This window comes from Streptococcus sp. Marseille-P7375, from assembly GCF_902460365.1.
GTDB lineage: Bacteria > Bacillota > Bacilli > Lactobacillales > Streptococcaceae > Streptococcus > Streptococcus cristatus_I.
On sequence record NZ_CABPTR010000001.1, the window covers coordinates 359,887 to 372,414 of the forward strand.

The window sequence follows — 12,528 nt, forward strand, 5'->3', positions numbered from 1 at the left end:
ATACTCATATTAGATTGGAGTCTTATGAATACACGTGTTTTTAAGGACATCACAAAAGTCCAACATAGGGCTTGGTTGGGCTTTACCACCCGACAAGTCATCTTTGTCTTGCCAGCTATTGCTATTACCATCCTTATTCTAGGATTAAACCTCTTTTACTGGCAATTTGGGGATTGGTTTGTCTATGGGCTTATTTTCACCTTTACCATTCCCCTCATGTTATTTGGGGTATATCGTCCCAATGACTTACCTTTTGAAACGTATCTTAACTACCGATGGCATTACGAAATGACTATCCCAGACCGTACACTAACAGGACAGAAAGGAGTACACCGTGAGAAAAACAAACCACTCAATGAAACCAAAGACCTCTTCTAAGGATAAGAAGTCAAGTAAATCAAAAGCAGAGGTCTTGCCAACAACCGCCAATACCCTTCGCTACCAAGGCCTTTTTCCCAATGGTCTCATGCAAATCACCCCTGATTATTTTTCCCAGTCTTATCTTTTAGGAGATGTCAATTACCAAACGGTGGGACTTGAAGATAAGGGTGCTATTATGGAAACTTATTCGGACTTGATTAACAGTTTGGATGATAAGACCAATTTCCAACTCACCATTTTTAACCAAAGGGTCAACTTAGATAAATTTAGAAAAAGCGTCTTATATCCCTTACATGAAGATGGATACGATACCTACCGAGAGGAACTGAACCGTATCATGGAGAATAACTTAGAAGCTGGAGAAAATAATTTTTCAGCTGTTAAGCTAATCTCTTTTGGGAAATCAGAGCAGAATCCTAAATTGGCTTATCGTTCTCTTTCTCAAATTGGCGAATACTTCAAGAGTGGGTTTTCAGAAATAGACGCCGGCTTTAGCTTACTAAGTGGTGAACACCGTGTGAATCATTTGGCGGATATGTTGCGAGGGGAAAATCATTTGCACTTTACTTATCAAGACCTGGTGCGTTCAGGACAAACGAGCAAGCACTTTATTGCCCCAAGCAGTCTATCCTTCAAACACAAAAATCATATCGAAATCGATGATCACTTATTACAGATTGTTTATGTCCGTGATTATGGAATGGAATTGGGGGATAAGTTCCTACGTGAACTCATGCAGTCGGATTTGGAAGTGATGATTAGCCTTCATGCCAAAGGATCACTCAAGTCAGAAGCCATGACCAAGCTCCGTACCAAGAAGACCTTAATGGAATCGCAAAAAATTGGGGAGCAACAAAAGATGGCACGATCTGGTGTTTATCTTGAAAAGGTTAGTCAGGTTATAGAAAGCAACATTGATGAAGCCGATGAGCTGATTAAAACCATGACCCAAACAGGGGACAAGCTCTTTGATACCCTCTTTTTGATTGGGGTCTTTGCGGATAACGAAGACCAGTTGAAGCACTCGCTTGACATCATCAAACAGGTGGCAGGTTCTAATGACCTCGTTATTGACAATCTTTCCTACATGCAAGAAGCCGCCTTTAATAGCTTGTTGCCACTTGGAAAGAACTATCTTGAGGGGGTATCTCGGTCTCTCTTGACCTCAAACATTGCCGTGAATTCCCCATGGACCTCTGTTGACCTGCAAGATAAGGGTGGGAAGTTTTATGGCATTAACCAAATTTCAAGTAATATTATCACGATTGATCGAGGCAAACTCAATACCCCATCAGGTCTTATTTTAGGGACATCAGGTGCTGGTAAGGGGATGGCGACGAAGCATGAAATCATCTCAACCAAGTTAAAAGAAGCAGAGAGTGATACTGAAATCATCATTGTCGATCCTGAAAATGAATACAGCATTATTGGCCAAGCCTTTGGTGGGGAAAGCATTGACATTGCGCCTGACTCTACTACCTTCTTAAATGTCTTAGACTTATCCGATGACAACATGGATGAAGACCCTATTAAGGTCAAATCTGAATTTCTTCTCTCTTGGATTGGGAAGCTCTTGGACCGAAAAATGGATGGTCGAGAGAAATCGCTTATTGACCGTGTAACACGGCTCACCTATAAGCATTTTGACACACCGTCCTTGGTGGAATGGGTCTTTGTCCTTTCTAAACAACCTGAACAGGAAGCCAAGGATTTGGCTCTTGATATGGAACTCTATGTGGAAGGGTCACTAGACATCTTTTCACACCGCACCAACATCAAAGTCGATAGCCATTTTCTCATTTACAATGTCAAAAAATTGGGAGATGAATTAAAGCAAATTGCCCTTATGGTCATCTTTGACCAGATTTGGAATCGTGTAGTTAAAAACCAAAAACGTGGCAAGAAAACTTGGATTTACTTTGATGAAATGCAGCTTCTGTTGTTGGATAAGTACGCTTCTGACTTCTTCTTTAAGCTTTGGAGCCGTGTCCGTAAGTATGGGGCAACCCCAACAGGGATTACTCAGAACGTGGAAACCTTACTTCTTGATGCCAATGGTAGACGCATTATTGCTAATAGCGAGTTCATGATTCTTCTAAAACAAGCTAAAAGTGACCGAGAAGAATTGGTTCATCTTTTGGGCTTATCTAAAGAGCTTGAGAAATACTTGGTCAATCCTGAAAAGGGTGCTGGGCTGATTAAGGCAGGATCAACCGTTGTTCCATTTAGGAACAAAATCCCACATCACACCAAACTCTTTGACATCATGAGTACCGATCCAGAAAAAATGAGGGTTGAACAATGACACGAGAACAACAGAATGTCAAGGAAGCCCGTAAAACCTTTCAGAGTAGTTTAAAAGTTAGCCGTATCCATTACCGTAGGGAGAAGAAGGGGTTGAAACGCTTCCTTCCTAAACGACGCTTTATCATGCGCCGAGCTGAAAAAGCTGAAACTAGAGAGAAACGACAGGCCTTAAAACAGACCTACCAAGAGGAGAAAGACCTAGCGACAGATACCTTTAAGGAAGACATTTCCTATGTGTCTCCCAGATGGCTAAAACGTAAGGAAATCAAGAAGCATCGACTTCCTCAAGCCAGACAGCGTCTAGCAGTCGCGAGAAAACACTTGGCTGAAGTCAAGGTGGCAGAAAAAGAGGAGAAAGCCACTTCTAAGTTTACCTATCAGAAAGAGCCAGGAGAACCAAAAACATCACGTTTCCAATTTCAGAAAGAGAAATCTCTTGAAGACCTTCAGGCAGAAAAAGAGGTTAGATCAGCTAAACGTGACGTGAAGCAACTGAAAAGAGCCTATCAGGCCAAGAAACCCTCAACCAAGGTCAAACGAGGGTTACACTATGTTGCTTCGGAATCACTGGATTTAGTTGCTCAAGATGATGACTTAGAGGGTATCCGAACTGTCAAGGATTTGAGCATAAAAAGCAGACGTTACGGAAGATTTACTTATCAGTCGGGAAAACTGCTGGTGAATAGTGGACAGACTGGTGTGCGTTTCACAAAGGCTAAAATCTCCCATGGGAAGGAACGGTATCAGAACTTCAAAAAGGGGAAGGGCTTCACTCGTCAGAAACCCCTAAAACCAAGAAGACGTTACCACACTTTTATTAAACGAGCTAGAAAACACAGTGTGTCGGGACTAAAGGGGCTTATTCAAGCGATTAAGAGTAGCTTGAATTTCTTTTCAACGATTGTTCTTAATCCTATGACTTGGGTAGTGTCTGGTCTCTTGTTTGTCTTTCTTCTGATGATGAGTTTTGTCATAGGAATCTCAGGAACTACTCTTATTCAACAGGACGAGAGTGAGCTGACAAAAGCTTATGCACACATGACGTGGGAAGATGCGGAAAATACTCGGACCAACGCCACTGGCATTACCTACTACACGAAGATTGATGAGGTCATGGCCTTTATGAACCTTAAGTATCAGGATTATGCTTTGGAAGAAGTCATGGAAGAGGGGAATAAGACCTATGAAGCCTATCTCAGTCAGCTTTGGCAGGACTTAAACGGTGGGGAGTCTTTGAAAGCCATGCTTGAGTTGACCAAAGAACCTACCTATAAACTCTCTGATGACGATAGGGAAGATTTAAAAGAATTAAGTGAAGAAGGCACCTATCTTGCCCTCCAAGAATTAGATAACCCATTTCAAGGCCAGACTGAAAATGATACGCTTACCATGACGGTTCGCTATGGCTATGAGGTGATTGATGACAAGCCCACGCTTCATCACCATATCATTTTAGAAGCTAAAGTAAATCAAGTGATTGTAGCTCCCATGGATGGCAAGGTTTCCCTAGATGGAGAGAACATTATTCTGACATCAGGTAAAGGTCTAAACAAATCTCAACTGACCTTATTTAATGTCCATACCGGTCGAGTGACAGATGGTCAGAAAGTTCAAGTAGGAGATGTTATTGGGCAAACTAAGGATGGTGCTGGTCTTAAAGTGACCTATCAAAAGGTTGACGATGATTCAGAGAAACTGGTTTACGTCAATCCAGCCTTTTACTTCCCAAAGGTCATTCAACTGCAAACGACAATTCTCCCTACTATCGGTCAATTTGGTGGAGACGAGTTTGCGAGGGCTAAAGTCATCTATGAGTATTTGAAGAGTCAAGGAGCGACCAATCAAGCTATTGCGGCTATTTTAGGGAACTGGTCGGTAGAATCGTCCATCAACCCGAAACGAGCAGAAGGCGACTATTTGACTCCTCCTGTTGGAGCGAGTGCTAGCTCTTGGGATGACGAGGGGTGGCTATCCCTTAATGGACCAGCTATCTATAATGGACGATACCCCAATATCCTAAGACGTGGCTTAGGCTTAGGGCAGTGGACAGATACAGCAGATGGGTCACGCAGACACACCTTATTATTAGCATATGCCAAACAAAAGAATCAGAAGTGGTATGACTTAGGCTTACAACTGGATTTTATGCTCCATGGGGATAATCCTTACTATACCAACTGGTTAAAAGACTTTTTCAAAAATTCAGGAAGCCCAGCCAACCTCGCTCAACTCTTTCTCATTTACTGGGAGGGCAATAGTGGGGATAAACTCTTAGAACGTCAAACAAGAGCCACCGAGTGGTATTATCAGATTGAGAAAGGCTTTAGCGACCCCAGTGGTGGAACCGCCCAAAGTGATCCAAAAGCTTTGGCAACTGTTCGAGGAGACCTTTATGACAACTCTATCCCAGGTGGTGGTGATGGAATGGGGTATGCTTATGGGCAATGTACGTGGGGAGTGGCAGCACGTATCAACCAACTGGGCTTGAAACTCAAAGGCAGAAATGGTGAGAAAATCCCAATCATCAGTACCATGGGTAATGGTCAAGACTGGGTAGCCACAGCAGCACGCCTTGGTGGTGAAACAGGCAAGGTACCAAAAGCAGGAGCGATTGTTTCCTTTGCGGGAGGTGCTCATGGAACACCTGCCGCTTATGGTCACGTGTCGTTTGTCGAGAAGGTTTACCCAGATGGCTCTTTCCTTGTCTCAGAGACCAACTACAATGGCAATCCCAACTATACCTTCCGTAAATTATCAGGAGTGGATAGCACGATTAGCTTTGCCTATACGACAAAATAGAAAGAATAAGTTAACAAGTATATTTTTGTTAGCTTATTCTGTTTTATAAATATTGTGATAAAAATTCTATCTTTCAATTTTAAATATACGCTTAGCGATATGGTATAATAATTGTGAAAGGTGACTGAAGATTATCAAATGGAAACAAATGTTGAAAAAATTAAAAAAGAGTCAAAAACTGGTTTGACTTCTTCGGGTTTAGTTGACCATATTTTGAAAAATCATAAAATAGATATTCATGATGTCGACTCTATCTCACTCTTAAATATGGGCTATTATCATGGATATAAGCGATATAGATTTGTTAAGAAAGCTAATTCAGGTGGTAAGCTATCAATTACTTCATTTAAGGAAATTGTAGCAATCTATCAGTTTGATATGGAGCTAAAAGGCCTATTTTATCCTATTGTAATGCTAGTTGAAACAGCATTAAAAAATAGAACGATTGATTCATTAGTTGCAGAATCTAGTAGTGGGATAGAAGATGTATTAGATAATCAATTAGCTTGCTACATAGATTATTCTGGTGACACTGAGAAATATGCTAAGAAATTCCTACAGTATAATGAAACAAAGCAAAATATACTGGATACAATTGAATATTACTCAGACAAAAATGAAGTAATAAAACATTATTTAGATAGTGACTATCAAATTCCTCTTTGGGCGTATTTTGAAGTTATTACTTTAGGACAATTTAGTAGATTTTTAGGATGTTTAGTCAAATCAAGTCGTGAAAAATTGAATCAAGATTTTACGATTATCCCTAAAAGGTCGAATTCACTTGAGTTAGTTGTTAATTCTCTGATTGAATTAAGGAATGCTACTATGCACAATAGTGCCATTTTTGATGCCAATTTCTCAAGTGGTGTATCTAGAGCACTAAAAAGACAGATAAAACAAGATTTAGTGTTATCAACATTCACTTGTGTATTTATTGAGGATTATTTTATTTTACTTATTTGGATTTTGAACCTTCTAAAATTTGATTCAGGGATTCTTATTGAATACATCAATCAATTTAATGAGATTGTTGAAAGATTCGATAAATCCCTAGATAATCGTGATATTTTCTTTAAAATTATCAGTACAAATAGAAAAACGTCGATTCAACAATTAAGTAAATTTATTGACAAAAAATGAATTTAGTGGTAGTATGATATTATCGAATTGGGGCGTGCTAGTCATGTCTGGGAGGGTCTGATGCGTCAGTCCTCCCATTTTTTATTTATAAGCAATTTTCAGAGGTTATCGGTAGTGCTACCGATAGCTTTTTTCTTTGTCCTTTTTTTGATGTGATACCAAAATCAAGCCGTCTTTTTTATGATGGGGAGAGAGTGACAGATTGTTACTACTTATCAAAAGAAAAGAAGGACTTTTTTATGACCAAACAATGTCATCATCACTTTTTAGTCAATCAGGAAAAGGCAGAAAAGCATGTCTTCCGTAAAAGTAAGAAGTATCGGACACTTTGTTCGGTAGCTCTTGGAACCATGGTGACAGCTGTTGTCGCTTGGGGTGGCCAAGTAGCACAAGCTGACGAAGTGGTAACACCTTCGCTAGATAAAACCGTTCAGTTAACGGAAAATCCTGCGACTAATTTACCCGAAGCTCAACCCACACCAGTTGCTGAACAGACCGCTAGTCTTGCCTCAACTGGTCAATCAGAAGGCGCTATCACAGTTACTGTTCCTCATGATGTTGTGACAAAGGCGGTCAATCAAGCTACTGCTGAAGGGGTTACGACCATTCAGGATAAGCCTATGGATTTGGGAAACACAACTTCTGCGAGTGAGACCAGTAAGCAATTGGATAAGGCAGAAGCAGACGCTGCGAAACAGGCTGAGGACATCACTCGGGTGACAAATACCTATAAAGCTGACAAAGCCGCTTATGAACAAGATAAAACTCGTGTCGAAAAAGGAAATGCTGCGTTGGTTGCTAGTCATAAAGAAGCTACTAAAGCAGGAAAGGCCTTGAATAGTTCAGTAGATACCACGGCTTCAGAAGTGAAGACTCAGGACAAGTCTGCGAACGTGACTATTACAACTCAAACCGTTCCGTCAGGAGAGGGATCAACTGTTTCAGGTTATCAGGACTACATATCTGCGGTAGCTGCTATTGATAAACAAAACAAGGCTAGTCTTGCGGACTATATCACGAAAAAACAAGCCGCAGATGCCATTACCGCAAAGAACCTAGCTGTTCAAAAGGAAAATGAAGCAGGTCTTGCGAATGCAAAGGCAGAGAATGAAGCGATTACTAAACGCAATCAAGCTGGACAAAAAGCGATTGATGATGAAAATAAAGCAGGTCAAGCTGCTGTGGATACCTACAATAATAACCAACAAAAATTGGTGACAGACCGTGAAGCTGAGATTGCTGCTATTATAAAACGCAATAAGGAGAAAGAAGAAGCTGCTAAGAAAGAAAATGAAGCCATTGATGCCTACAATGCCAAAGAAATGAACCGATACAAACGTGACTTAGCTGACATCTCAAAAGGAGAGGAAGGTTACATCTCACAAGCTCTTGCTCAGGCTCTCAACTTGAACAATGGGGAACCGCAAGCCCGCCATTCAGCTGACACGAGAAACCCTAATCGCATCATTGCTAAGGGTGACGCCATGCTTGGTGGGTATTCTAAAATCCTAGATTCTACTGGTTTCTTCGTCTATGATACCTTTAAAACTGGAGAAACCCTTTCATTCACTTATCAAAACCTTCAAAATGCGAGTTTTGATGGTAAAAAGATTACCAAAGTCGCTTATGACATCACAAACCTAGTGTCTCCAACTGGGACGGATTCTGTACAATTAGTTGTGCCTAATGACCCAACAGAAGGCTTTATTGCCTATCGTAATGATGGGACAGGGAATTGGCGAACCGATAAAATGGAGTTTCGTGTCAAAGCCAAGTATTTCTTAGAGGATGGCTCGCAAGTCAGCTTTACCAAGGAAAAACCAGGTGTCTTTACCCATTCCTCACTTAATCACAATGACATTGGCTTAGAGTATGTCAAAGACACATCAGGCAAGTTTGTACCTATCAATGGCTCAACCATTCAAGTGACAGATGAAGGCCTAGCACGTTCACTTTCTTCAAACCGTGCTAGTGATTTGAACCTCCCAGAAGAATGGGACACCTCTTTTAGCAAGTATGCTTACAAGGGAGCGATTGTCTCAACCGTCACATCAGGCAATACCTACACCGTGACTTTTGGACAAGGCGATATGCCCCAAAATGCAGGACTGACCTATTGGTTTGCCTTAAACACCTTACCTGTTGCACGAACCGTCAAACCTTATAGTCCGAAACCACATGTGACCCCAAAACTAGACCCAGTCCCAGAGCCGATTAAGGTTGTGCCGAAAACCTTTACGCCAAAGACTTTTACCCCAGAGCCACCTGTGAGCTTTAAGGAAAAACCATTAGAGAAAGTCACTCAGCCTAGCCTAACACTTACCAAGGTCACCTTGCCTAAAGACCCTACGCCAGAACCGTTACCAAAAGCACCACAAGTGCCAACGGTTCATTATCACGACTATCGTCTGACAACGACCCCTGAAATCATGAAAAAAGTGGTCAATACCGACCAAGACAATCTTCATGACAAAACTATCGCCAAGTATTCGACAGTTATTTATCCTTTAATAGTTGACGTTTTTTCTTCAAATCGTGCCAAAGCAACTACCCTTACGTTTGAAGATTACCTTCCAGCAGGCTATGCCTTTGATAAAGAAAAAACACAAGCAGAAAATGAGAATTATACGCTTACCTTTGATGAAGCTAAGAACTTTGTGACCCTGACTGCCAAAGAAGCCTTGCTTCAAGAGGTCAATCAAGATCTCACTAAGTCTTATCAACTGGTAGCTCCTAAACTTTATGGCAGCCTTCAAAATGATGGGGCTACCTATTCCAATAGTTATAAGCTCCTCATCAATAAGGGAACGTCAAATGCCTATACAGTGACCTCTAACGTGGTGACCGTTCGTACACCTGGTGATGGGAAAATCACTAGCCGTATTACTCCTCAAAAACGCAATGAGAATGAAGACGGTGTGGTCATTAACGATACGGTGGTGGCTTTAGGAACGACTAACCATTACCGTTTGACCTGGGATTTAGATCAATATAAAGGTGATACCTCTTCTAAAGAAACGATTGCTCGTGGTTTCTTCTTTGTGGATGATTACCCAGAAGAAGTCTTGGATTTGGTGGATAAAGGAACAAGTATCACCACTCTTGATGGTAAAGCCGTATCAGGGATCACTGTTAAGGCCTATGCGTCGCTGTCAGAAGCTCCTAAAGACCTTCAAGATAAACTCGCTCATGCCAAGATTTCTCCTAAAGGAGCTTTCCAAATCTTCCAACCTAACGACAATCAGGCTTTCTATGACCAGTACGTTAAAACAGGAACCTCTTTGAACTTTCTCACCAAAATGACAGTCAAAGACAGCCTTTATGGTCAAACTAAGACTTATCGAAACAAAGCCTACCAAGTTGATTTTGGGAATGGCTATAAAACAAATGAGGTGACCAATACCCTTGTCAGCCCCACACCTAAGAAACAAAACCTTAATAAGGATAAAGTGGACATCAATGGAAAACCGATGGTAGTGGGTTCACAAAACTACTATACCTTGTCATGGGATTTAGACCAATACCGTGGCATTAAAGCTGATAAAGCTCAAATCGCAAAAGGCTTCTACTTTGTGGATGACTATCCTGAAGAAGCTGTGCTACCAGATGACACAGCTATTCAACTAACGACATCTAACGGCAAGGCTGTCATAGGTGTTACGGTAAAAAACTACACAAGTTTATCAGAAGCCCCTAAACCCCTACAAGCAGCCTTTGAGAAACGCAAGATTGCGCCTAAAGGAGCTTTCCAAGTCTTTGTGGCAGAAGATCCACAAGCCTTTTATGATTCTTATGTGACCAAAGGCCAAAACATTACCATCGTTACACCGATGACAGTTCGTGAGGAGATGCTTAATTCAGGGAAGTCTTATGATAACGTGGCTTACCAAGTAGACTTTGGGCAAGCCTATGAAACCAATACGGTGACCAATCACGTGCCAAAGGTAAATCCTCATAAGACCAATACCAATAAAGAGGGAGTGTCTATTGATGGCAAAACCGTTCTTCCTAATACCGTAAATTACTATAAGATTGTTCTGGATTATAGTCAGTACAAGGACTTGGTAGTGACGGAGGATACCCTTGCCAAAGGTTTTTACATGGTAGATGACTATCCTGAAGAGGCACTTAGCCTAAATGCAGATGGTGTTCAAGTGATGGATAAGGCAGGAACTCTTGTCAAAGGGATTTCGGTGAAAGCCTATGCCTCATTGTCAGAAGCGCCTAAAGTGGTTCAAGATGCTATGGCCAAACGTCAGTTCATACCAAAAGGAGCCATTCAAGTTCTAAGCGTTGATGATCCACAAGCCTTTTACGAAACCTATGTTAAAACTGGTCAAACCTTAGTGGTGACCCTTCCAATGACGATTAAGAATGAGCTGACAAAGACTGGTGGGAAGTATGAAAACACCGCTTATCAGATTGACTTTGGTTTGGCTTATGTGACAGAAACAGTGGTCAATAATGTGCCAAAACTAGACCCACAAAAAGATGTGGTGATTGATTTGTCACAAAAGGAGAACAGTCTTGATGGAAAAGAAGTTGCCTTGAATCAGGTCTTTAACTACCGCTTGGTGGGAGCACTTATTCCTGGTAATCGTGCGACACCACTCATCGAATACCGCTTTGACGATGATTACGATGAAAGCCATGACGACTATAATGGTGTTTACAAGGCTTATACTGTGGTAGATGTCACTCTAAAAGATGGGACGGTTTTACCAAAAGGGACAGAAGTGACTAAGTACACGCTACAACATGTCGACACGTCAAAAGGAACGGTTACCATCAGTTTTGACAAGGAATTCCTAGAAAAACTAGCAGAAGAATCCGAGTTTCAGGCAGATGTTTACTTGCAGATGAAACGAATCGCTTCAGGTGAAGTAGAAAATACGGTACTACATACCGTCAATGGCTACACCATCAGTTCAAACACGGTTAAAACAACTACTCCTGAACCAGAGCCACCAACTCCAAATCAACCAACACCACCCCAACCACCTATTCCAACACAAGAACCACCAGTTCCAGCAAGTGTCTTACCAAATACAGGAGAGAGTCAATCTCTTTTGGCGCTTGTCGGTGGAGGCCTTCTTTTAGGCTTAGCTTACGGCCTTGCTAAACGCAAAATGGAGGACAACTAGATGGAACCAAAAAGCATATATACGAGAGACTCAGACCAGGATGGTTTAACGGATGCTCAAGAGTTAGCACTAGGGATTAACCCTTTTAGTAGCGATAGTGATAGCGATGGACTAACAGACCTTGAAGAAGTCCAACGAGGCTTGGAACCATGTCAACATCAACGGAAGGAAAGCAGTTATGACTTGGACCTATGAGACCATCTCAAACCTACTGTCTGAGATGTCACGAGAAAACTATGAAGACATGGTCAAAGCCTTTCTATCCATGGAATTAAGTATTAAAAATAAGTCACTCCTTGATACGCTCTATCAAGACTTTATGGCCATTGATGACTTGTCTTTAGTCAGTGATGACTTACGCCTAAGAGCAGATGGTTATCAGGAACAGCTTCAAGAAGAACTGACAGACTTGTTAGATAAACTCTACCGAACAGGGGAGGGAACTAGTTTCATTATGGAAGTGATAGCGTCCAACAACATTTTGGACACCCTTACTCAATATGAGGTGTTGGATGAGGACGACTATTCGTCTCTCACCTTAGAAACCATGCAAGACATTATTCAAAAGGATCTGTCTTTAACGAGTCAAGATTATTTTGGAGATGTGACCTACCTTGCCTTGCAGAAAGATTTGTTAGACCAGAAAAGCCATTTCTTACACCAGTATGTGACGACTTTAATGGATAAGTTGCCACAAGGAAAAGACCAAAGTACCTTGGTCCTAGACTAAAGCAGTGGGCTGAGAACTTTTCTC

At 41.4% G+C, this 12,528-nt stretch carries 7 protein-coding genes; all 7 read left to right on the forward strand.

The genetic code is table 11. From position 1 onward, the window contains the following. Positions 1–24: 24 nt before the first annotated feature. The 7 genes from FZ954_RS01895 (at position 25) to FZ954_RS01925 (ending at position 12,504) form a co-directional block, all read left to right on the forward strand. Entirely contained in the window at positions 25–378 is a 354-nt protein-coding gene (locus FZ954_RS01895; RefSeq protein WP_148876574.1) for a PrgI family protein, read from the forward strand. Continuing rightward, positions 335–2,686, forward strand: coding sequence for a VirB4-like conjugal transfer ATPase, CD1110 family (locus tag FZ954_RS01900; protein WP_148876576.1), 2,352 nt, complete (start codon positions 335–337; stop codon positions 2,684–2,686). Before FZ954_RS01895 ends, FZ954_RS01900 begins: the two co-directional genes overlap by 44 nt. Next, complete coding sequence (locus tag FZ954_RS01905) at positions 2,683–5,487, forward strand: phage tail tip lysozyme (protein WP_148876578.1); 2,805 nt, start codon at positions 2,683–2,685, stop codon at positions 5,485–5,487. The genes FZ954_RS01900 and FZ954_RS01905 overlap by 4 nt, the downstream gene beginning before the upstream one ends. A gap of 138 nt (positions 5,488–5,625) precedes the next feature. Beyond that, positions 5,626–6,630, forward strand: coding sequence for an Abi family protein (locus tag FZ954_RS01910; protein WP_148877627.1), 1,005 nt, complete (start codon positions 5,626–5,628; stop codon positions 6,628–6,630). 239 nt (positions 6,631–6,869) lie between these two features. Beyond that, on the forward strand, positions 6,870–11,774 hold the full coding sequence (locus tag FZ954_RS01915; RefSeq protein ID WP_148876580.1) for an SspB-related isopeptide-forming adhesin: 4,905 nt from the start codon (positions 6,870–6,872) through the stop codon (positions 11,772–11,774). Continuing rightward, positions 11,775–11,969, forward strand: coding sequence for a calcium-binding protein (locus FZ954_RS01920; protein ID WP_125371708.1), 195 nt, complete (start codon positions 11,775–11,777; stop codon positions 11,967–11,969). Continuing rightward, entirely contained in the window at positions 11,953–12,504 is a 552-nt protein-coding gene (locus tag FZ954_RS01925) for a hypothetical protein (RefSeq protein ID WP_148876582.1), read from the forward strand. The genes FZ954_RS01920 and FZ954_RS01925 overlap by 17 nt, the downstream gene beginning before the upstream one ends. Positions 12,505–12,528 lie beyond the last annotated feature (24 nt).

Bases quoted from the DNA above. Each gene is read 5' to 3' on its own strand.
- FZ954_RS01905 (WP_148876578.1), top strand. From the start codon at position 2,683: ATGACACGAGAACAACAGAATGTCAAGGAAGCCCGTAAAACCTTTCAG.
- FZ954_RS01915 (WP_148876580.1), top strand. From the start codon at position 6,870: ATGACCAAACAATGTCATCATCACTTTTTAGTCAATCAGGAAAAGGCA.
- FZ954_RS01925 (WP_148876582.1), top strand. From the start codon at position 11,953: ATGACTTGGACCTATGAGACCATCTCAAACCTACTGTCTGAGATGTCA.
- FZ954_RS01910 (WP_148877627.1), top strand. From the start codon at position 5,626: ATGGAAACAAATGTTGAAAAAATTAAAAAAGAGTCAAAAACTGGTTTG.
- FZ954_RS01920 (WP_125371708.1), top strand. From the start codon at position 11,775: ATGGAACCAAAAAGCATATATACGAGAGACTCAGACCAGGATGGTTTA.
- FZ954_RS01895 (WP_148876574.1), top strand. From the start codon at position 25: ATGAATACACGTGTTTTTAAGGACATCACAAAAGTCCAACATAGGGCT.